This is a genomic window from Microbacterium sp. C-MGS6, assembly GCF_058140415.1.
Genome location: NZ_CM176934.1, coordinates 3,436,697 through 3,458,723 on the forward strand (window position 1 = coordinate 3,436,697; position 22,027 = coordinate 3,458,723).

At 70.8% G+C, this 22,027-nt stretch carries 17 protein-coding genes; 10 read left to right on the forward strand and 7 right to left on the reverse strand.

What is annotated here, in order from left to right:
- Nucleotides 1-142 precede the first annotated feature (142 nt).
- From AC3B5L_RS17055 to treZ, 4 genes are read left to right on the forward strand one after another with little or no spacing between them, the layout of a single operon-like run.
- Nucleotides 143-427, forward strand: a complete 285-nt coding sequence (locus tag AC3B5L_RS17055; protein ID WP_060922071.1) for a hypothetical protein — start codon at nucleotides 143-145, stop codon at nucleotides 425-427.
- Nucleotides 424-2,604 carry a glycogen debranching protein GlgX gene (gene glgX / locus AC3B5L_RS17060; protein WP_259953756.1) on the forward strand — a complete coding sequence of 727 codons (2,181 nt, stop codon included), beginning with the start codon at nucleotides 424-426 and terminating at the stop codon, nucleotides 2,602-2,604. The genes AC3B5L_RS17055 and glgX overlap by 4 nt, the downstream gene beginning before the upstream one ends.
- Nucleotides 2,601-4,949, forward strand: coding sequence for a malto-oligosyltrehalose synthase (gene treY / locus AC3B5L_RS17065; protein ID WP_490095999.1), 2,349 nt, complete (start codon nucleotides 2,601-2,603; stop codon nucleotides 4,947-4,949). Before glgX ends, treY begins: the two co-directional genes overlap by 4 nt.
- Complete coding sequence (treZ, locus tag AC3B5L_RS17070) at nucleotides 4,946-6,688, forward strand: malto-oligosyltrehalose trehalohydrolase (RefSeq protein WP_490096000.1); 1,743 nt, start codon at nucleotides 4,946-4,948, stop codon at nucleotides 6,686-6,688. Before treY ends, treZ begins: the two co-directional genes overlap by 4 nt.
- Before the next feature lie 88 nt (nucleotides 6,689-6,776).
- Here treZ and AC3B5L_RS17075 read toward each other — a convergent pair whose 3' ends face one another.
- Complete coding sequence (locus tag AC3B5L_RS17075; protein WP_490096001.1) at nucleotides 6,777-8,204, reverse strand: CCA tRNA nucleotidyltransferase; 1,428 nt, start codon at nucleotides 8,202-8,204, stop codon at nucleotides 6,777-6,779.
- Nucleotides 8,205-8,346: 142 nt separating this feature from the next.
- Between AC3B5L_RS17075 and AC3B5L_RS17080 the strand changes: the two genes are divergently transcribed.
- Together AC3B5L_RS17080 and AC3B5L_RS17085 are read left to right on the forward strand one after the other, a co-directional pair.
- Nucleotides 8,347-10,908, forward strand: a complete 2,562-nt coding sequence (locus AC3B5L_RS17080) for a purple acid phosphatase family protein (protein WP_259953749.1) — start codon at nucleotides 8,347-8,349, stop codon at nucleotides 10,906-10,908.
- A gap of 125 nt (nucleotides 10,909-11,033) precedes the next feature.
- A complete protein-coding gene (locus tag AC3B5L_RS17085; RefSeq protein ID WP_187662769.1) occupies nucleotides 11,034-11,684 on the forward strand; it encodes a hypothetical protein in 651 nt (216 codons plus the stop codon).
- Between the two features lie 127 nt (nucleotides 11,685-11,811).
- On the opposite strand, the gene AC3B5L_RS17090 is transcribed toward AC3B5L_RS17085, so the two are convergent.
- From AC3B5L_RS17090 to AC3B5L_RS17115, 6 genes are all read right to left on the reverse strand, one after another.
- Nucleotides 11,812-12,204 carry a PrsW family glutamic-type intramembrane protease gene (locus AC3B5L_RS17090; RefSeq protein WP_490096002.1) on the reverse strand — a complete coding sequence of 131 codons (393 nt, stop codon included), beginning with the start codon at nucleotides 12,202-12,204 and terminating at the stop codon, nucleotides 11,812-11,814.
- On the reverse strand, nucleotides 12,140-12,658 hold the full coding sequence (locus AC3B5L_RS17095; RefSeq protein ID WP_490096003.1) for a hypothetical protein: 519 nt from the start codon (nucleotides 12,656-12,658) through the stop codon (nucleotides 12,140-12,142). Before AC3B5L_RS17095 ends, AC3B5L_RS17090 begins: the two co-directional genes overlap by 65 nt.
- Before the next feature lie 123 nt (nucleotides 12,659-12,781).
- Nucleotides 12,782-13,432, reverse strand: coding sequence for a dihydrofolate reductase family protein (locus AC3B5L_RS17100; RefSeq protein WP_490096004.1), 651 nt, complete (start codon nucleotides 13,430-13,432; stop codon nucleotides 12,782-12,784).
- Between the two features lie 107 nt (nucleotides 13,433-13,539).
- The gene (locus AC3B5L_RS17105; protein ID WP_187662772.1) at nucleotides 13,540-14,010 is read right to left on the reverse strand and encodes a GNAT family N-acetyltransferase; all 471 of its coding nucleotides are present in this window, start codon (nucleotides 14,008-14,010) and stop codon (nucleotides 13,540-13,542) included.
- A 35-nt stretch (nucleotides 14,011-14,045) separates the two neighbouring features.
- Entirely contained in the window at nucleotides 14,046-15,104 is a 1,059-nt protein-coding gene (locus AC3B5L_RS17110) for an LLM class flavin-dependent oxidoreductase (protein WP_259953747.1), read from the reverse strand.
- A 28-nt stretch (nucleotides 15,105-15,132) separates the two neighbouring features.
- Entirely contained in the window at nucleotides 15,133-16,641 is a 1,509-nt protein-coding gene (locus AC3B5L_RS17115) for a DUF7059 domain-containing protein (protein WP_396817903.1), read from the reverse strand.
- Nucleotides 16,642-16,737: 96 nt separating this feature from the next.
- On the opposite strand from AC3B5L_RS17115, the gene AC3B5L_RS17120 reads away from it, so the two are divergent.
- From AC3B5L_RS17120 to trxA, 4 genes are all read left to right on the forward strand, one after another.
- The gene (locus tag AC3B5L_RS17120) at nucleotides 16,738-18,933 is read left to right on the forward strand and encodes a DUF6049 family protein (protein ID WP_490096005.1); all 2,196 of its coding nucleotides are present in this window, start codon (nucleotides 16,738-16,740) and stop codon (nucleotides 18,931-18,933) included.
- Nucleotides 18,926-20,542: a murein biosynthesis integral membrane protein MurJ gene (gene murJ, locus AC3B5L_RS17125; protein ID WP_259953744.1), complete on the forward strand. Its 1,617-nt coding sequence runs from the start codon at nucleotides 18,926-18,928 to the stop codon at nucleotides 20,540-20,542. Before AC3B5L_RS17120 ends, murJ begins: the two co-directional genes overlap by 8 nt.
- Before the next feature lie 79 nt (nucleotides 20,543-20,621).
- Entirely contained in the window at nucleotides 20,622-21,596 is a 975-nt protein-coding gene (gene trxB, locus AC3B5L_RS17130; protein WP_280567630.1) for a thioredoxin-disulfide reductase, read from the forward strand.
- 68 nt (nucleotides 21,597-21,664) lie between these two features.
- Nucleotides 21,665-21,988 carry a thioredoxin gene (trxA, locus tag AC3B5L_RS17135; protein WP_025102859.1) on the forward strand — a complete coding sequence of 108 codons (324 nt, stop codon included), beginning with the start codon at nucleotides 21,665-21,667 and terminating at the stop codon, nucleotides 21,986-21,988.
- The last annotated feature ends 39 nt before the right edge of the window (nucleotides 21,989-22,027 follow it).

A 22,027-nucleotide genomic window follows, 5' to 3' on the forward strand; every position in this document is an offset into this window, starting at 1 on the left:
CAGCGGCCGCGGCAGTGGTCAGGGCAACAGGGAGTGATCCCGCCGTCATCGGGTGCGTAGCCGGTCGAGGCCCGGATGGCAATACCGTTCTCGAATCTGTTCCCGGTTCCTATCGTGGTCCCATCACGAGTCAGGAGGCGCCATGAACGTCCACACCCCCACCAGCACTGGCTCCTCGCAGCGCGCCGACGCGGCCCACCCCGCCGCGACCGAGCCGGCCTGCGAGCGGATCGACTTCGACCGGTACGTCGTCGCGCACGACGCTCCCGTCGGATACATCGAGGTCGTGCCGCCGCTCTACGTCTGCTACCTCGGACACCCGTATCCTCGGGCTGTGGAGATCGCTCAGGTGTACGACTACGACCATGCCGTCAGCATCGTCAGTGCCATGGCCGCGGGTTCGCGCGACCACGCCCTCGCCGGATGAGCGGCGAGGTCTGGCCCGGGTCCGCGTACCCGCTGGGGGCCACCTTCGACGGTCAGGGCACCAACTTCGCGCTCTTCAGCGAGGGCGCGGAGCGCGTGGAACTCTGCCTCTTCGACGCGGACGGCACGGAGACACGAGTGCCGCTCACCGAGGTCGACGCGTTCGTCTGGCACGGCTACCTGCCCACGGTGCAGCCGGGGCAACGCTATGGCTACCGTGTGCACGGTCCGTACGATCCCGCGCAGGGACAGCGCTTCAACCCGAACAAGCTGCTCCTCGACCCCTACGCGAAGGCCGTCGCCGGTGAGATCGACTGGGGCCAGTCCCTCTTCGGCTACGACTTCGGCGACCCCGACTCCCGCAACGACGACGACTCCGCGACCGCGATGGCGAAGGGCGTGGTCGTCAGCCCGTTCTTCGAGTGGGGCGGCGACCGTCCGCTGAAGACCCCGTACGCGGAGACGGTCATCTACGAGGCCCACGTCAAGGGGCTCACCCAGCGGCACCCCGAGGTCCCGGAGGAGCTGCGCGGCACCTACGCCGGCATCGCGCATCCGGCGGTCATCGAGCATCTCCAGCGCCTCGGCGTCACGGCCCTGGAGCTGATGCCGGTGCACCAATTCGTCAATGACTCGGTGCTGCAGGACAAGGGCCTGTCGAACTACTGGGGCTACAACACCCTCGGATTCTTCGCCCCGCACAACGCCTATGCCGCCGGCGGCCAGGACGGCCAGCAGGTGCAGGAGTTCCGCGCCATGGTGCGCGCGCTCCACGAGGCCGGCATCGAAGTCATCCTCGACGTCGTCTACAACCACACCGCTGAGGGCAACCACCTCGGGCCGACGCTCTCCATGCGCGGGATCGACAACGAGGCGTACTACCGGCTCGAAGAGGATAAGCGGTACTACACGGACTACACGGGCACGGGCAACAGCCTGAACGCGGGCAACCCGCACGCGCTCCAGTTGCTCATGGACTCGCTGCGCTACTGGGTGACCGAGATGCACGTCGACGGTTTCCGCTTCGACCTCGCGGCGACCCTCGCCCGCGAGTTCTACGACGTCGACCGCCTCGCGGCCTTCTTCGAGCTCGTGCAGCAGGATCCGATCGTCTCGCAGGTGAAGCTCATCGCCGAGCCGTGGGATATCGGCCCCGGCGGCTATCAGGTCGGGAACTTCCCGCCGCAGTGGACGGAGTGGAACGGCAAGTACCGCGACACCGTGCGCGACTTCTGGCGCGGCGAGCCCCAGGCGCTCGGCGAGTTCGCCTCCCGCCTCACCGGCTCCGCCGACCTGTACGAGCACTCCGGCCGGCGCCCGGTCGCCTCCATCAACTTCGTCACCGCCCACGACGGCTTCACGCTGCGGGACCTCGTGTCGTACAACGAGAAGCACAACGAGGACAACGGCGAGGACAACAACGACGGCGAATCCCACAACCGCTCCGACAACATGGGCGCGGAGGGACCGACCGACGACATCGACATCAACCGGCGGCGCGCGCGTCAGCAGCGGAACTTCCTGGCGACCCTGCTGCTCTCGCAGGGCGTGCCGATGATCTCCCACGGCGACGAACTCGGCCGCACGCAGCACGGCAACAACAACGGCTACGCGCAGGACAACGAGCTCACGTGGATCGACTGGGAGGCCGCCGACCTGCCGCTCGTGGAGTTCACGGCGGCGGTCGCGCGGCTCCGGCACGAGCACCCGACCTTCCGCCGCAGCCGCTTCTTCGACGGACGCCCGGTCGCAGACGAGGACGAGGACGGCGAGCGCATCCCCGACGTCGTGTGGCTGCGCCCGGACGGTGCCCGCATGACGCCTGAGGACTGGGACTCGGGCTTCGGACGCTCCGTGGGCATGTTCCTGAACGGCCGCGGCATCCGCGAGAACGACCGCCGCGGACGTCCCGTGGAGGACGTGAACTTCCTCGTCTACTTCAACAGCGGCGACGAGCCCGTCGACCTCGCCCTGCCGGACGACCGGCACGGCGCGGAATGGCTCGTCTCCGTGGACACCGCCGGCGAACTCGGTGACCGGAAGCTCCGGGCGCGGGACAGCGTGCCGCTCGAGGGCAAGGCCATGCTCGTGCTGCAGGAACTCGACGGCGAGCCCGTCGACACGGATGACTCCGTCGATGCCTCGCTCCGCGCGCAGAGCGAGCAGGCTGCGTCATGACCGACAGACCGGTCTCGACGTATCGCCTGCAGATCAGCGAGGACTTCCCCCTGGACGCGGCCGCGGGGGTGACCGGATACGTCGCCGAGCTCGGCGCCTCGTGGGCCTACCTGTCACCGTTGCTGGCGGCGACCCGCGGCTCGAACCACGGCTACGACGTCGTGGACCACGGCCGCATCGATCCCGACCGCGGCGGCGCGGAGGGGCTCGTCCGCTTCGCGGCGGCCGCACGGGCGGCAGGCCTCGGCGTCCTCGTCGACATCGTGCCCAACCACGTGGGGGTGGCCGTGCCGCGGCAGAACCCGTGGTGGTGGGAGGTGCTGCGGCTGGGTCGGAAGACCCGTCATGCGGCGGCGTTCGACATCGACTGGGCAGCGGGCGGCGGGCGTCTCCTGCTGCCCCTGCTGGGCGCGAGCCCGGACGAGGTCGTCGCGAACGGCGAGCTCGTGGTCGACACCACGCCGGCCGCCGACGCGCCGGACGGCGTTCTGCGCTACTTCGAGCATGAGCTGCCCCTCGCCCCCGGCACCGCGGCACTGGCGGACGATCTCCCGGCGCTCCTGGGCGCCCAGAACTACGAGCTGCGGTTCTGGCAGGACCAGAACACCGACCTCACCTACCGCCGGTTCTTCGCCGTCTCCGAACTCGCCGGCATCCGGGTCGAACGGCCCGAGGTGTTCGCCGAGTCGCACCGGGAGATCCTGCGCTGGATCCGGGAGGGTCTCGCGGACGGTCTGCGGGTGGATCACCCGGACGGCCTCGTCGACCCCGGCGCGTACCTGGAGCAGCTCGCCGACGCGACCGGACGCGCGTATACGCTCGTCGAGAAGATCCTGGAGCCGGGCGAGGCCCTGCCGGCCTGGTGGCGGACCGACGGCACCACCGGATACGACGCGCTGGCCGAGCTCGACCGCCTGTTCGTCGACGCGGAGGGCGTCGCGGCGCTGGACCGGCTGGATGCCAGGCTCCGCGCGGAGACCGGTCTCCCGGACGCGCTCCCCTGGCACGACCTCATCCACGACACGAAGCGGATGATCGCGGACACTCTTCTGGCCGCCGAGGTGCGCCGACTGGTGCGTACGCTCCCCCACGGGATCGTGCACGCCGACGATGCGCTGGCCGAGCTCCTCGCCTGCTTCCCCGTGTATCGCTCCTATCTCCCGGAGGGCCGCGAGCACCTGCGCGCCGCCTTCGCGGAGGCACGGCGGCGACGTCCCGACCTCGCGACCGCGTTCACGGCGCTGGAGCCGCTGCTGAACGATCCGCGCCTCGAGGTCGCGCAGCGATTCCCGCAGGTGAGCGGCGCCGTGATGGCGAAGGGTGTGGAGGACACAGCGTTCTACCGGTTCACCCGCCTCGGAACACTGACCGAGGTCGGCGCCGACCCGTCCCTCCCCGCGCTGTCGGTCGAGGAGTTCCACGACGCGCAGCGGGCGCGGTTGGCGGCGTGGCCGCACTCGATGACGACGCTCTCCACGCACGACACGAAGCGCTCGGAGGACGTGCGCGCGCGCCTGTCGGTGCTCTCGGAGATCCCGGAGCGCTGGGCCGAGGTGCTGGCCGAGCTGCGCGACGTGGCGACCACCGGGCACGGCCCGCTCGACGCGCTGATCTGGCAGGCCGCGGTCGGCGCCTGGCCGCTGCCCTCCGACCGGCTGCTCGCCTACGCCACCAAGGCCGCGCGTGAGGCCGCGGAGCGGACGACCTGGCAGCATCCGGATGCGGAGTTCGAAGAGGGCCTGGCCGCGATCGCCCGGTCCGTCGAGGGCGATGCCGCGCCGATCCTCGACCGTTTCGTGGCCGAGATCGTCGATGCGGGGCGCTCCAACTCCCTCTCCGCCAAGCTGCTGCAGCTCACCGGCCCCGGCGTGCCCGACGTCTATCAGGGCACCGAGCTGTGGGACCTCTCGCTCGTCGACCCCGACAACCGTCGACCCGTCGACTTCGCTCTGCGCGCCCGGATGCTGCGGGATCTCGACGCGGACCACGCCCGCGGTGTGGTCCCCCCGATCGACGACTCCGGCGCCGCGAAGCTGCTGGTGACCTCGCGGGCACTGCGACTGCGGCGGGACAATCCGGAGCTGTTCCGCTTCTACCGGCCGGCCGTCGTCGAAGGTGAGGCCGCAGACCACGCGATCGCCGTGCACCGCGGCGGCGCGACCGCCGTGGCCACACGGCTGCCGGTCGCGCTGGCGCGCCGCGGGGGCTGGGGCGACACGGTCATGATGCGCCCCGAGCTGCCGGGGACCGACCTCCTCACCGGCCGGCGGATCCCGCCCGGGCCCGTGCGACTGGCGGAACTCCTCGACACCTACCCGGTCGCGCTGATCGAGCTGGCTCGATGATCTCGGTGTGGGCGCCGCGGGCGACCCGTGTGCGGGTACGACGCCTCGACGACGCGGGCACCACCGTGGAGGAGCGCGCACTCACGGCGGGGGCAGAGGGGCACTGGGCCGCCGACGTCGTCCTCGCGGACGGTGAGCGCTACGGCTTCCTCCTCGACGACAGTGATGACCTGCGCCCCGATCCGCGGTCGCGACGGCAGCCGGACGGCGTGCACGGGGCCTCGGCGGCCTTCGACCCCGCCGCCTTCGCGTGGACCGACGCCTCGTGGACCGGACGGCAGCTCGCGGGCGGGCTGATCTACGAGCTGCACCTCGGCACCTTCACACCGGAGGGCACGCTCGACGCGGCGGTCGGCCGCCTGGCGCATCTCGTCGACCTCGGCGTCACCCATGTCGAGCTGCTGCCCGTCAACGCCTTCAACGGCGCCTGGAACTGGGGATACGACGGCGTGCTCTGGTACGCGGTGCAGGAGGAGTACGGCGGCCCCGCGGCCTATCAGCGCTTCGTCGACGCCGCCCACGCGCACGGGCTCGCGGTCGTGCAGGACGTCGTCTACAACCACCTCGGCCCGAGCGGCAACTACCTCCCGCTCTTCGGTCCGTACCTGCGCGAGGGCGAGAGCACCACCTGGGGCGACTCGGTGAACCTCGACGAGGACGCCGTGCGGGAGTACATCCTCGACAACGCCCTGATGTGGCTGCGCGACTTCCACGTCGACGGACTCCGGCTCGATGCCGTGCACGCCCTCCACGACCGGCGGCCGGTGCACCTGCTGCGGGAGCTCGCCGAACGCGTGGACGCCCTCTCCGCGCAGCAGAACCGGCCGCTGAGCCTCATCGCGGAGTCAGACCTCAACGATCCGACGCTCATCCTGCCGCGGGAAGCCGGGGGCTACGGGCTCACCGCGCAGTGGTCCGACGACTGGCACCACGCCGTGCACGTCGCGCTCACTGGAGAGACCGCCGGGTACTACACCGACTTCGCCGCAGACGAGGCGGTGGCCAAGGTGACGGAGGGCGGCTTCTTCCACGACGGCTCCTTCTCGTCCTTCCGCGACCGTCCGCACGGGTCCCCGATCCCGGCCGAGGTGCCGAGCTGGCGGCTGGTGACCTTCGCGCAGGATCACGATCAGATCGGGAACCGCGCCGCCGGGGATCGGCTCCCTGCCACCCTGTCCCCCGATCGGCTCGCGGTGGCCGCCGTGCTCACCCTGACAGCGCCGGGTACCCCGATGCTCTTCATGGGCGAGGAGTGGGGGGCGACGACCCCGTGGCAGTTCTTCACCTCCCACCCCGAACCCGAGCTCGGCCGCGCGGTCGCCGAGGGCCGCACGGCGGAGTTCGCTCGCATGGGATGGGATCCGGATGCGGTGCCCGACCCGCAGGACCCCGAGACCTTCCGCCGCTCGCACCTCGACTGGGCGGAGGCCGAGGCCCCGGAGCACTCCCGGCTCCTGACGCTGTACCGCGACCTGGCACGACTGCGGCGAGCGCGACCGGAGCTCACCGACCCGGACTCCGCGCACACGACGGTCGAGGTCCGGGAGACGGACGGCCGCCCCGAGCACCGCGTCTACCGCATCGATCGCGGTGGAGTGTCGGTGCTCGTGAACCTCTCCCCCGCCCCCGCGACGTTCAGTGTTCCCGCTACGGCCGATCTCCTCCTCGCCACCGCCGCCCTGACGCGCTCCTCCACGTCGCTGACACTCCCCCCGGACGCCGCCGCCATCGTCAACTGAGGTCGACCCACCCCTCTCCGGTCCTCCCGGCCCCCTGCGTGCGGCCGTAAGGGGCCGGGACGCACGGAAGGGGGTGGGCCGGCAGGAGTCAACCGCGCGACGCCCACCACTCCCGGAGTCGCTGCTCCGCGACGGCCTCGCCCAGCACACCCTCGTCGAGGCGCAGATCGAGGAGGAACCGGTACGCCTCGCCGACCTCCCGGCCCGGCTTGATGCCGAGGACCTCCTGGATGCGGTTGCCGTCGAGCTCCGGACGGATCGCGTCGAGCTCCTCCTGCTCCCGGAGCGCCGCGATCCGTGACTCGATGTCGTCGTAGGCGGCGGCGAGCCGGGCGGCCTTGCGCTTGTTCCGCGTGGTGACGTCGGCGCGCGTGAGGATGTGCAGGCGCTCCAGCAGGTCCCCGGCATCGCGGACGTAGCGGCGCACGGCGGCATCCGTCCACGCCCCCTCCGCATAGCCGAAGAACCGCAGATGCAGCTCGATCAGGGTCGCGACGGCATCGGTGGTCGCGGTGTCGAAGCGCAGCGCCTGCAGCCGCTTGCGAGCCATGCGCGCGCCGACCACGTCGTGATGGTGGAAGGTCACCGCACCGCCCGGCTCGAGCTTGCGCGTGCGGGGTTTGCCGATGTCGTGGAGCAGAGCCGCGATCCGCAGCGGCACGTCCGGCGCCGCCCCGGGGTTCCGGGCATGCTCGAGCGCGATGGCCTGGCTGAGCACCGTGAGGGAGTGCTCGTAGACGTCCTTGTGGTGGTGGTGCTCGTCGACCTCGAGCTTGAGAGCGCTCACCTCGGGGAGGAACTCGTCGATGAGTCCGGTCTCCACCAGCACCCGGATGCCGCGGACGGGGTCGTCGGTCTGCATGAGGCGCACGAGCTCGGACTGCACGCGCTCGGGGCTCACGATCTTCAGCGTCTCGCGGAGCTCGGTGATCGCCCGCTCTGTGTCCTCCTCCACCGTGAAGCCGAGCTGCGCGCTGAACCGGGCGGCCCGCAGCATCCGGAGCGGGTCGTCGCCGAACGACACCCGAGGATCCGTCGGCGTCCGCAGTACCCCCGCCACGAGGTCCTCGACCCCGCCGGTCGGATCGACGAGCTTCACCGCGGGCACCTGGAGGGCCATCGCGTTGACCGTGAAGTCGCGGCGGACGAGGTCGCCGTCGATCGAGTCGCCGAACTCCACCGTCGGCTTGCGCGTCACGCCGTCGTAGCTGTCCGCCCGATAGGTCGTGATCTCGACCTGCTCGCCCCGGACCCGGGCACCGATGGTCCCGAAGGCCCGACCGATGTCCCAGTGCGCGGATGCCACCGGCTTCACGATCGCGAGGATCTGATCCGGCGACGCACTCGTCGTGAAGTCGAGGTCGTGCGTCTGCCGCCCGAGCAGCGCATCGCGCACCGGACCGCCCACGACGGCGAGCTCGAAACCGGCTTCGTCGAAGGCCTCCGCGAGGGTACGGACGACGGGATTCTCGGCGAGCGCGCCGAGACGCGCGAGGCCGTCGGCCATGTTGAGCATGGGTTCCAGCGTACCGGCCGCCCCCTGACGCGCCCGCGTTCACCTCCCGGTCGTCTTGATGTCAGACCCCGGTCATCCGGCTCCGCTGGGCTGGGGGCGCCCCGTGCGGCTGAGCACGGACACCCACCCACGAAGGACAGACATGACCTCCCCCACCCCTGCGGTGCGGTGGCGGCGTCGCGGACTGACGTCCGTCGCGCTGCTCGCCGTGCTCGGCGGCGCCGTCGTCGCCCCCGCGGCCCTCGCCGCGCCCGACCCGGAAGTGCCGACCGGCTCGCTCCTCACCGGCGACACCCCCTGGCACTACCTCGACGACGGCTCCGACCCGTCGCCCGCCCCGGCCGCGCTGCGCGACTGGACCCTGCCCGCGTACGATGACAGCGCCTGGAAGACCGCACCGGGCAGCTTCGGTGCCAAGAACGGCGCCCTCGCGCCGGTGGGACCGCAGACCCCGAAGACACTCCTCAACCACTACCTCGACGGGGTGAAGGCACCGACGGTGCCGACGTACTTCTTCCGCACGACCTTCGAGCTGGAGGCCGGCGTCGCCGAGCAGGTCGCCGCCCTGCAGAGCACCGTCACCTTCGACGACGCGATCATCGTGTGGATCAACGGCGAGGAGGTCGCCCGCTACGTCGACGGCCGCATCACCGACACCACCAACGTCGAGTACGCCGGAGACTCCAACGGCGACCCCCTGACCAGCACGTTCAGCGCCGAGGGCGACCTGCTCCGCGACGGCACGAACACCATCGCCGTGTCGCTGTTCCAGGACCGCGCGTCGAGCTCCGACATCTACTTCGACATGTCGTCGCTGACCCTCGTGAAGGCCTCCGACCCCGGCACTCCCGTCGTCGCCCCGCCGACCCGCGTCATCCTCACCCCGACCGAGAAGCCGGAGGTGTCGCAGTCGTTCTCCTGGCTCGCGGGCGACCCGTCGCACACGGCAGGTCAGGTCGAGATCGGCCCCGCAGCAGGTGGGGCCACCCGGACGGTCGACGCCTATGACGCCGGAGTGGTGAACGGCAACCCGAACAAGCACTTCTCGGCCACGGTCACCGACCTCACCCCGGCCAGCGCGTACCGTTACCGTGTCGGCCTCCCCGGCAGCTGGAGCGACTGGCACGAGTTCCGCACCGCGGACCCGAAGGCGAGCGACTTCCAGTTCATCTACTACGGCGACGCCCAAATCGGTCTCGACACCACGTGGCCGAGCGTCGTGAAGCAGGCAGAGGCTCACGCCCCGCGATCGATCGGCTCCGTGCACGCCGGAGACCTCATCAACACGTCCAGCAACGAGAACGAGTGGCTGAACTGGTTCAAGGGCATGGAGGATTCCGCCGTGCGCACCAACGTCATGGCCGCCCCCGGCAACCACGAGTACTCGGGGGACAAGCTCCTCACCGCCTGGAAGGCCGCGTTCGAGTACCCGCACAACAACCCGTCCACGAGCTCGATCGGGGAACTCGCGAACCTGGCGAAGGGCGACTCCGAGGTGGCGCAGCAGTACCGCGCGTTCTTCGACCACTGGAGCTCGTTCGCCGCAGAGACCGCTTACTACACCGACTACCAGGGCGTCCGTTTCATCACCTTGAACGCGACGCGCGACACGACCTTCCTCACGCCGGCCGGGCTCCCGTCCTGCACGGGCGCGGAATGCCCGTCGTCGCAGATCGGCACGCTGTGGACGCGCTTCCAGGCGGCGTGGCTCGACCTGCTGCTGCAGAACAGCCCGTCGAAGTGGAACGTCGTCACGTTCCACCAGCCGGTGTTCTCGGCGTCGGCCGGTCGTGACGAGCCGGTGCTCCGTGCCGAGTGGCTGCCCGTCTTCCAGCGCAACGACATCGACCTCGTGCTCATGGGCCACGACCACACGTATGCCCGCGGTTTCGTGAACACGGACGCCACGGACACTCCCGGTCTGACCACGGGGCCGGTGTACGTCGTGTCGAACTCCGGCGCCAAGCACTACGACCTGGAGACCCCGGAGAAGAACGTCTGGACCAACAACGGCGCGACCCAGGTGCTGCGCGGTCAGGGCGTGACGACCTACCAGGTGATCGATGTCTCGAAGAACCAGCTCGTCTACCGGTCGTACCTCGCCGAGAAGCAGCCGGACGCCACGACCGACCTCCCCGTCGGCGCGGTCTACGACACGTTCACCGTGACCAAGTCCGACGCGGGCGAGAAGTGGGTGACCGAGGCCGGCGTCACCCCACCGGTCACGGAGGAGCCGGAGCCCGAGAAGCCCGCGACCGTCGAGCTGGGCGCGTCCTCGGTCACCGCCGGCGGCACGCTCGCCGTGTCGGGCAGCGGCTTCGCGGAGGGCGCCGAGCTCGCGCTCGAGCTGCGGTCCGACCCGGTCTCGCTCGGTACGGTCACGGTCGCGGCGGACGGCACGTTCGCGCGCACCGTCACCATCCCGGCGGGCACCCCGGCGGGTGCGCACACCCTCGCCGTGATCCTCCCCGACGGCTCAGAGGTGACGGCCTCCCTGACCGTGACCGCGGCGGCCGGTGGCGGAGCGATCGTCCCCGGTGAGAGCGACTCGGGTGGTGCGACGGACGGTGACCTCGCGACGACCGGTGCCGACAGCACGCCGTTCGTCATCGGCGCGGTCGTGCTGCTCGCCGCCGGCCTCGGCCTGTTCGCCCTGCGTCGCCGCCGCCGGGATGCCACGGTGGAGACGATCGAAACGGTGTAGCCCGTCAGCGGGCGTCGTCCGGGGTTCTCCCCGGGCGGCGCCCGCTCTTCGCGCACGGATCCCCCACCGATAACGGTTCAGCCTCCGTCCGCCGGTCGATCCCGCGCTCACTCTAGGCTCAAGCCATGCCCCACCCCTCTCGGCTCGTGATCGCTTCCACCGCAGCTGCAGTCCTGGGCTTCGCCCTCACCGCCTGCGCGCCCGAGAGCACGGAGGGCGGTGGACCAGTGCCGTCGCCATCGCCGTCGCCATCCATCATCGCCTCTCCCCCCGCGACGCCCGCGGACCGTGTCGTCGAGATTTCGGTTGACGGCCTTTCGATCGATGACGGCCCGGTCCTCGCGTACGACGACGCCGACGGCGCCCTCGCGGCCCTCACCGATGCGTTCGGAGCGGCGCCGACGGAGGCACCCGTGGAGGGTCCGTACGGCGCCGTGTACGCCGGCTACGACTGGCCGGGAACGAAGGCCACGGTCCGCGACACCCGCATCGACCTCGTCGTGTCGGCAGACGCGCCGGGAGTGATCGTCCGGACTCCGGAGGGTATCGGCATCGGCTCGACGCGCGCTGAGGCGATGGCCGCAGGGGCCGTGGACGGGTGGGATGAGGACGGCGATGGCGTCGCCGACTACCTGAGCATCGGCGTGCGGGAAGTCCCCGGCACCTCCTCGCTCGTGAACCCCGGCGAGGTCGGTGTGGAGTACGTCGACCTCACGATGACCGGCGACATCGTGAGCCGCCTCAGCACCGGTGGCAACGACTTCAGCGACATCTGAAGCACCCCACGACGCCGCCGCCCGTCCGGGCACAGCTTCGGAGCCGGGGCTCGACTCGCCGTCGTTCAGCCCCCACGTCGGCGTGTCGGTCGAGATGTCCGAAGCTGTGCACGCGATCCGCGAGGGCTCAGGCTCCGCGGCGGGTCAGCACGAGGCGGAGGGTCACGGCGAGGACCGTCGACACCGCGATCCAACCAAGTGCCGTGCCCAAGGCTGTGAAGAACGAGGCCTGATCGGTGGCGCCGGCGAGGTTCCCGTAGTTGATCGCGGCGTGGGCTCCGATGGCCACCGTGAGTCCGGCGAGCGCGACGAGCGGGCGGGACCAGGCGCGACGGGCATCCAGCGCGAGGCCGAGCGCCGCCCCGGTCCAGACGGTGAGAGCGGCATGCGTGGGGAAGGTGAGCGTGCGGACGATCCACGTCACCACGCCGTAGCCGACATCGTTCGCCGCGATGTCAGCCGCGATGGCGGAGGCGTCCTCCACCGCCGCGAAGCCCACGCCGACCAGCGCCCCGGCCATCGCGCCGAAGAGTACGCCGCGGCGCCCGACGCGCCGGGCGAGCGAGGATGAGCAGCACCCCGAGACCCTTCCCGAGCTCCTCCACGATGGGCGTCAGCACCCACGTCGAGGGGATCGCCTCGCGCAGGATGCCCTGATCGTCGACGTACAGCGCCTGCTCGGAAGACCACGCGCCGAGCCCGGTGGCGATGAGCACAGCAGCACCGGCGCCCCAGGCCGGCGCCAGCATGGAGGACGTCCAGGAGCGCGAGACCCGCGGAGCGACCCAGCGCGCGGCGAACATCGTCACCGCCGCCGCGGGGAGGACGGCCACGAGACACAGGAGGAAGACGGGGCCGGACTCGACGGTGAACAGCAATATCGCCAGAGCCAGCGGGATGAGGAACACCGAGAGCACCACGGAGCGGCGCCCCCAGAACGGGACGGTTTCAGAGGGAGCGAGCGCGGAATGCACGCCCCGATCCTTCCAGACCGATGCCGCGACTCTCCTGGGCGCAGCCGCACTTCCGCACGAGGTCGCAGGTTCTCCCGGCAATCCGTGCGAGCTCGGTGCGAATCTGCGACCGCGTGCCGGGCCTCAGCCCTCGCGGGAGAACGTGATGTGGGTCACGCCGGACTCCGCGACCTCGGAGGTCACGCGATAGCCGGCCTCGAGGCCGCGCAGGTCGTCCCACAGACGGATCCCGCTGCCGGTGAGGATCGGGGTGATGCCCACGTGCAGGTCGTCGACGAGCCCCGCGCGCAGGAACTCCCGGACCGTGGTCGCCCCGCCGCCGACGCGCACGTCACTCCCTCCGGCCACCGCCACCGCCTCCCGCAGCGCCTCCTCGGGGGTCGCGGTGAGGAAGCGGAAGCTCGTGCCGTTCGCGAACTCGATCGGCGGGCGCGGGGTGTGGGTGAGGACGAACACCGGAACCTCGAACGGCGGCTCCTCGCCCCACCAGCCGCGCCACTCCGGGTCGTCCGGGTTCGCGTGGAGGCCGAACATCCCGGCGCCCATGATCTCGGCACCGATGCCCCGGAAGTACTGTGCCGCGTACTTCTCGTCCACCCCGGTCGTGCCGGCGCCGCTGGTGTCGTGGAAGACGCGCTCCTGGAAGGTGCGGGTCGCGGTGTAGGCGGCGGTGAGTCGTCCCCAGTCCTCGCCGAACGGGTTCTCCGGGGTCTGATCGGTCGTCGTGGCGAAGCCGTCGAGAGTGATGTTGAGGTCGACGCGCACGCGGGTCATGGTGCCTCCGAAGCGGTGGGGACGGGCACCGGTCGGCGCGCCGTCCCCAGCGTCGGGCGTTCCGCGGCCGGTGTCAAGAGCGGGCCGCCGTACCGGACACCCGCGGATCAGGCCTTGGGGTCGTCCGAAAGCGCCATGTGGATGATCGGATAGGGACGACCGTCACCGTCGAGCGCGCTCCGGCCCACCTCCACGAAGCCTCGGCTGCGGTAGAACCCGCGCGCGCCCGGGTTGTCCTCGTTCACATCGACCCTGGCCACGCCCTGGTGGACGACGACCTCGGCGAGCAGGGCAGAGCCCACACCGCGTCCGCGAACGGCATCGGAGACGAACAGCATCTCCAGCCCGTCGTCGTGGACGCCGGCGAACCCGACCGGAACCCCGTCCTGCTCGGCGACGGTGAGGGTCACCGCGGGGAAGTAATCGGACGCGAGGTGCGATTCGATCCGGGCGAAGTCGGTCTCCTCCAGGAAGTCATGGGTGGCGCGAACGGCGCTGCGCCAGATCTCGACGAGTTCCGCGTACTCCTCTTCCCCCCGGCACGGCCGGATGGTGAGCGGGGAACTGCCTGCGGACATGCCCCCGACACTATCGGTCGGACCGCCATGCCGGATCAGACCACGGGGTCGCCCTGGACCGGACCCTCCGTGTTGGGCTTCCACCCGAGGGCCGGCGCCACGTGCTCCGCGAACGCCTCGAGCACGTGGAGGTTGTACTCCGGCCCGAGCTGGTTCGGGATCGTCAGCATGAGGGTGTCCGCGGCCATGACGGCCTCGTCCTGCCGGAGCTGCTCGATGAGCACATCGGGCTCCGCGGCGTAGGTCTTGCCGAACGTGGAGCGGAACCCGTCGATGATGCCGATCTGGTCGCCGTTCTCCTCGCTACGCAGCCCGAAGTAGGCGCGGTCCATGTCCGACACGAGCGGGAACACGCTGCGGCTGACCGACACGCGAGGCGTCCCGGTGTGGCCGGCCTCACGGTAGGCGGAGCGGAAGAGCTCGATCTGCTCGCGCTGCAGCTCGTGGAAGGGCTGACCGGTGGCCTCCGTCACGAGCGTCGAGCTCATCATGTTGAGTCCCTTGCGGCCGGTCTCCTCGGCCGTCGCGCGCGAACCCGACCCCCACCAGATGTGGTCGCGCAGCGTGGGGGACTGCGGCTCGATCGCGAGGTACTGTCCCGCACCCACCATCCGGGGGTCGCCGGGAGCGAGTCGCTCGCCGTCGATGGCGCGGAGGAAGATCTCGAACTTCTCCCGTGCGAGCACGCTGCCTCGCTCCGGGTCCTCCTCGTCGCGGAAGCCGAAGGTCTCGTAGCCGCGCAGCGCCGTCTCGGGTGACCCGCGGCTCACGCCGAGCGCGATACGGCCGTCGGCGATGAGGTCGAGTGCGGCCGCCTCCTCGGCGAACTGGAACGGGTTCTCGTACCGCATGTCGATCACGCCGGTGCCGACCTCGATGCGCTCGGTGCGCGCGGCCATGGCCGTCAGCAGCGGCATCGGGGACGCCGCCTGGCGTGCCCAGTGGTGCACGCGGACGTAGGCGCCGTTGACGCCGAGCTCGTCGGCGCCCTCCGCGATCTCGATGGTCTGCTTCAGCATGTCGCCCGCCGTGCGGGTGGCCGAGCCGGGCACGTCGGCGTAGTGACCGAACGAGAGGAATCCGAAAGCCTTCATGGTGTATTCGAACGCATGGAAGCCGGGACTATTCCCCCGGGAGCAGGAAGCCGTCGAGGACGAGCCCGCGGATGCGCGGCTCGAGCTCCGCCCACAGCTGCGCGAACGGCACCTCGAAGAGGTCCGCGAGGGCGGGGACGATCTGCAGCACCTGGAGCTCGCCGTCGCACGCGCCGACGAAGCCGGCGAGCGCGGGGTCCACCGCGACGGTGCGCGCGAACCCGCCGCCCTGACGCAGCTCGATCACGCTCGGGTCGTCGTTACCGGGGAGAAGGTGGCGCGCCTCGGTGACGTCCGGAGCCACGACGAGGGTGTCGGGCAGCCCTGCGGCGAGCGCATCGTGGGCCGCGAGCCCGAGGCCGAGCGCCGCGCCCACGTTCGCCACGGGCTGCGTCACCCGCTCCGATCGCCGCAGCGGCTCCCCCCGCCCGCGGCGGAGCAGCACATAGCCGAAGCCGATCGCGGTCACGCCGCGCGCCGCGAAGTCGTCGAGCCACGCGGTCAGCAGCGGAGTGAAGGCGGCATCGCGCGGCGTGATGCCGCCGTCCCTGATCCACAGCTCGGCATAGGCGAGAGGGGACAGCTCCTCCCGCTCGACGACCCACAGGTCGAGGTCGGCGGGCACCCACGCGTCCAGCCGCGCGAGGCCGGTGATGCCCGTCCGCGACTCCCAGTTGCCCAGCAGCTGCGCGATGCCGCCCGGGGTGAGGTGCGCCGGTGCCGTGCGCACGAACTGCTCGACCAGTGCGTCGCCGACCAGACCGCCGTCGCGATACTCGTAGGCGGGCACCCCCGCCGTGCGCGGGGTGATCACGAACGGCGGGTTCGAGACGATGAGGTCGAACGCCTCCCCGGCGACCGGCGCGAACATGCTCCCGTGACGGAACTCGATGTTCGTGACCCCGTTCAGTTGCGCGTTCAGCGCGGCGTAGGCGAGGGCGCGGCGGGAGACGTCGGTGGCCACGACCCGGCCGGCGCGTCGTGCCACGAGGAGCGCCTGGATGCCGCAGCCCGTGCCGAGGTCGAGGGCACGATCCACCGCGAGCGGGACGACCGTCTCAGCGAGCGTGCGGGAGGCTCCGCCCACACCGAGGACGTGGTCGGCGGGCAGCGGGCCGTCGAGGGCGACCTCGTCCAGGTCGCTGGCGATCCACCATTCCCCGACTCCGTCCTCGTCGACGAACGACTGCGGGCGCAGCAGCGCGCTCGGCGTCACGGTGTCGGCGTCGGTCGTCGCCAGCCCCAGAGCCTCCAGCCCGTCCACGCCGAGCGTCGGCAGTGCGCGCTCCACGGCCGCGCGCGGCTGGGGAAGGCCGAGCACCAGGAGGCGTCCGAGGGTCGCGAGGACCCCCTCATCCTCGGCGATCGCCCGAAGGATGGGCTCGCGCAGACCACGGGCGAGTGCATCATCCGCCTCCTCGCCCCAGAGACGTCGCAGCGGCTCGGATCGGAGATCGGCGGCATCGAGATCCGCGGCGAACGCAGCGCTGCGGAGCGGGTCGGGGCGGGGGGCGGGGGTGTCGGACACGGCCGTCACTCTACGCGTCTTCAGGGTTCTCCTCCGTCCGGCCTCCTAGAATCACAGGGTCAGTACTCACGATCCGCCTCTCCCCGGCGTTCGAGGAAGACCTTCATGACCGCGATCACTCCCCCGACGGGCCTCCGCGCGCGTGCGCGCCGGCTCGCGGCGTTCGTGGTCGCCGCCGGCGTCTGCGCGGTGGGTGTCGCCGGTCCCGCGATGGCGGCCGACCAGCCCGCCGCGGACGACGACCACCGTGTCGAACTGCACGTCACGGCGGGTCTACGCGGCACCGTCGCGCCGGGCACGTCGACGTCGGCCGTGGTCACGATCGAGAACGAGACCGAGGCGGAGCTCTCCGCGGGTCGCGTCGAGATCGAGCTCGGGAGCACGCCACTGACCGACGACGATGCCGTGACCGAATGGCTGGACGAGGGACAGGCCGCCGGTTCCTTCCTCTCCCTCGGCGAAGAGGCCACCAAGCCGGCGGAGGCGGGCGGATCCGCCACCACCACTGTGTTCGTGCCGCAGGAGACGCTGAAGCCGTTGAAACCGGGGGTGTACCCGCTGCGGGCCGCCCTGAGCGATGCCGGTACGGAGGACGCCGAGGGGGAGCGCACCACCACCTGGGACACCAGCGCGACGAGCGTCCTCGTGGTCAGCGCCAGCCCGACCAATCCGGTCGGCGTCCTCGTGCCCATCACCGCCACCCCGGCCGGCGGTGCCCTCCTGAGCGCTGACGAGCTCACGGAGCTGACCGCCCCGGACGGCGACCTCACCGCGCAGCTCGACGGCGTCGCCGGGACGACGGCTGTGCTCGCGGTCGATCCCGCCATCCTCACCTCGATCCGCGCACTGGGCACCGCGGCTCCCTCCACGGCGAGCGACTGGCTGCAGAGGCTCGACGAACTCCCCAACGCCCGCTTCGCCCTGCAGTTCGGCGATGCCGACCTCACGGTGCAGGCGCAGGCCGGTCTGCCCGAGGCGCTGGCGCCGCTGCCGCTGACCTCGCTGCTCGATCCCGCGGCCTTCCCGCAGCAGCGCGCCGTGACACCGACGAACACCCCCGCCGCCACCGCCGACCCCTCGGCGACGCCGACCGACGGGCCCGCGCTTCCCACCGACGACGAGCTCGCGGAGATCGACGGCGCGGTCCCGGGAATCGTCTGGCCGGAGAGCGACCTCACGCAGGCTGACCTCGCGTCGTTCACCGGCTACCTGGGGGGCACCGCCACGACGGTCGTGTCGTCCGAGACGGTCGGCGGTCAGAGTGCGGCTCATGCGACGGCGGGCGGACAGGACCTGCTCGTCACCGACGCGGCCACGTCGGCGGCCCTCTCCGCAGCGGCGACCGAATCCGCCTCGGCTCCCCGCCAGGGGCTGCTGGCGGAGGCGGCAGCCCGGCTCTTCCTCGCCGGTGCCCGGGCGCCTGGCGCTCCGCTCCTCATCGGCCTGGAGCGTGACGAGAGTCGTCCCGCAGAGGCCCTTCGTGACGCGATCTCCACCGCGGACTCCATCGGCTTCGAGCTCTCGGCGGTGCGGGCCGCACCTGCCGTCGCGGTGACACTGCCGGAGACGGCCGCGGCGACCCGGGCGTCCGACCTCACGAACCTCCTCGCCGATGAGCGCTCCCTCACCGCTTTCGCGACCGTCCTCAGTGACCCGCTCGTGCTGCTGAGCCCGGAGCGGATCCGGATCCTGCGCACCATCGCGGTCGGTTCCTCCGCGGAAGCCTTCACCGAGAAGGTCGCGGCCCATCGCGCGCGCACCACCGAGACGCTCGGCGCCGTCAGCATCCCCGACTCCAGCACCATCCAGCTCCTCACGGCCAACGCCGACCTCCCCATCGCCGTGCGCAACGACCTCCCGTGGCCGGTGACGGTGCGGTTGTACGCGTCCCCCACCGATCCGCGCCTCGAAGTGACACCCGTGATCGACGTCGCCGTACAGGCGAGCTCGACCACGAGGGCGAAGGTGCCGGTGTCGGCCCGGGTCGGCAGCGGCGAGCTCGACCTGCGCCTCAGCCTCACCAGCCCGACCGGAGTGCCGATCCAGTCGGAGCAGACCATCCGGGTCGCGGTGCGCGCGGAATGGGAGACCATCGGTCTCATCGTCTTCGGCGGCCTCGCCGTGCTCCTCATCGCCCTCGGGGTGGTGCGCACGGTGCGCCGGAAGCGTCGGGAGGCCATCGAGGAGCAGGCCGTGGAGGCCGCCGTCGAGGAACTGATCGAGGAGAAGGAAGCGGAAGCCGCGGTGCAGGAGCGCCCCGACGGCCCGGATGCCCCTCCCACGAAGGAGTCGCGTGACTAGTCTCGGGCGCGCCAGCGCCATCATCGGCGCGGGCACCCTGGTCTCCCGCGTGACCGGGCTGCTGCGCAGTATCGTCCTCGTGGCGGTGATCGGCTCGTTCAAGTCGGGCCCGGCCGACGCCTTCGCCGCGGCGAACACGCTCCCGAACAGCGTCTTCTCCCTCATCTCCGTCGGCATCCTCACCGCGGTGATCGTGCCGCAGATCGTCAAGGCCACCGCCGACGCCGACGGGGGCAACGCGTTCATCTCGAAGCTCTTCACCCTCGGGACGGTCGTGCTCGTCGCCGTCACGGCTCTCGCCACGATCGCAGCGCCCTGGCTCGTGCAGATCGTGGCAGGCGGGCTCTCCTCGACGACCCAGGCGCTCGCCACCGCACTCGCCTACTGGTGTCTCCCGCAGATCCTCTTCTACGGTCTGTACGCCCTGTTGGGCGAAGCCCTGAACGCGCGGCGCATCTTCGGGCCGTTCACCTGGGCACCGGTCGTCAACAACATCGTCTCGATCATCGGATTCCTGATCCTGGGATGGGCGTTCTCGCCGGTGTCCCGCGACTCCGCCGACTGGACGCCGGAGATGATCGCCCTGCTCGGCGGCACGGCGACCCTCGGCATCGCCGTGCAGGCGCTCGTCCTGCTGCTTTTCTGGCGTCGGACGGGACTCTCGCTCCGCCCCGATTTCCAGTGGCGGGGCGTCGGCCTCGGCAACGTGGGAAAGCTCGCGGGATGGACCTTCCTGATGGCGTTCGCCTCACTGTCCGCCGGGGTGCTGCAGGGCAACATCGTCAGCAACGCCTCGGAGTCGGGCGCCTCGCTCGCCGTGACCACGAACGCCTGGCTCATCTTCATGCTCCCCTACTCGGTCATCGTGCTGTCGATCGGGACCCCGTACTTCACGCAGATCAGCGAGCACGCCGCCGCCGGGCGGCACGACGAGGTCCGCGGAGACATCTCGCGCAGCATCCGCACGCTGCTGTTCTTCATCGTCGCCGCCGTCGCCGCGGTGGCCGCCGCGGCGATCCCCGCCTCCCGTGTCTTCACCGAGAGTGCTTCCGACGCCGAGGGGGCGGCCGTCGTCCTCCTCTGCTACCTGGTCAGCCTGATCCCCCTCACGATCCTGTTCATCGTGCAGCGCACTTTCTACGCGTACGACGACACGCGCACGCCCTTCTGGTTCACGATCTTCCAGTGCGCGCTGATCGTCGTGACCGCGCTGGGAGCCGTCGCCCTGCTGTCGGCGGAGGTCATCGACCTCACGCAGCTGGCCGCCGCCGTGGCTCTGGGGCAGTCCATCGCCAGCACGCTGCAGACGATCGTCGCCACCTGGCTGCTGCATCGCAAGATCGGCGGCATCGGAATCCTGTCCTGGCTGCGTGCCCTCGCGCTTTTCGCGGTCGCCGCGATCCCGGCGGGGCTCGCCGGATGGGGAACGTTCCTCCTGATCGGGGGGACGACCGGATGGGCCACGTCCGGAGTCATCCCCGGCGCCCTGGCGACCGCCGTCGTCGGCCTCGTCGTCGTGATCGTCTACGTCGCGATCCTCGCGGTCTTCCGCGCCCCGGAGCTGAAGGCCGCCGGCGGGCTCGTCCGCCGCTTCCTGCCCGGCCGCTGACGCGGGAATGCCCCGCGGTTACCATGGGTTGAAGCAGTCGGACGTCTTTCGACGGCACCGCCTTTCTAACGGAGATCACATGCGTCAGGTCATCATCATCGGCTCCGGCCCCGCCGGATTCACGGCTGCCATCTACGCGGCGCGCGCGAACCTGGAGCCGCTCCTCATCGCGAGCTCCGTCGAGGTCGGCGGCGAGCTCATGAACACGACCGAGGTGGAGAACTACCCCGGCTTCCCGGAGGGCATCCAGGGCCCTGAGCTCATGGCGAAGTTCCAGGAGCAGGCCGAGAAGTTCGGCACCGAGGTGCTCTACGACGACGTCACGGAGCTCGATGTCGCCGGTCCCGTCAAGAAGGTCACCCTCGGTTCGGGTGCCACCCACGAGGCCAAGACGATCATCTACGCCACCGGTTCGGCCTACCGCAAGCTCGGCATCGAGGGCGAGGAGCGCCTCTCCGGCTTCGGCGTCTCCTGGTGCGCCACCTGCGACGGCTTCTTCTTCCGTCAGAAGACCATCGCGGTCGTCGGCGGCGGCGACTCGGCGATGGAGGAGGCGACCTTCCTCACCCGATTCGCCGACAAGGTGTACGTCATCCACCGCAAGGACTCCCTCCGCGCCTCGAAGATCATGCAGGAGCGCGCCTTCGCGAACGAGAAGATCGAGTTCGTGTGGAACAGCGAGGTCGTCGAGATCCTGGGCGACACCGCCGTCTCCGGCGTGCAGCTGCGTTCCACGGAGGACGGGTCGCTGCGCGACCTCCCTCTCGACGGCCTGTTCATCGCGATCGGCAACGACCCGCGCACGCACCTCGTCCACGAGAAGCTCGAGCTCACGCCCGAGGGGACGATCTGGGTCGACGGACGCTCCTCGCGGACGTCGGTCCCCGGTGTCTTCGCCGCCGGTGACGTGATCGACCCCACCTACCGCCAGGCCATCACCGCCGCCGGGACGGGCACGATCGCGGCTCTCGACGCCGAGCACTTCCTCGCCGACCTCGAGGACGCGTCCGTCGAGGTCCCCGCGGCCGAGGCCGCCGAGGTCATCACGGCCTGACCAGGGCCGGGAACACTTTCCCCCCGCCCGTTGTTGCAACAGGCGAACCTCGAACAAGGAGAACTCTGATGAGTGCAAAGGCAACGAGCCAGGCGACCTGGGAGCAGGACGTGCTGCAGGCCGATGGTCCCGTGCTGGTGGACTTCTGGGCCGAGTGGTGCGGTCCGTGTCGTATGGTCGCGCCGGTGCTGGACGAGATCCAGTCCGACAACCCCGACAAGATCACCATCCTCAAGCTCAACGTGGACGAGAACCCGGAGCTGGCCATGAAGTACCAGATCACGTCGATCCCGGCGATGAAGGTCTTCCAGGGCGGAGAGGTCAAGACGACGATCATCGGCGCCAAGCCGAAGTTCGCTCTCGAGCAGGATCTCGCCGCTTTCCTCGGCTGATCCCCACGACCACGAGAAGGGCCGCGCCTCCGGGCGCGG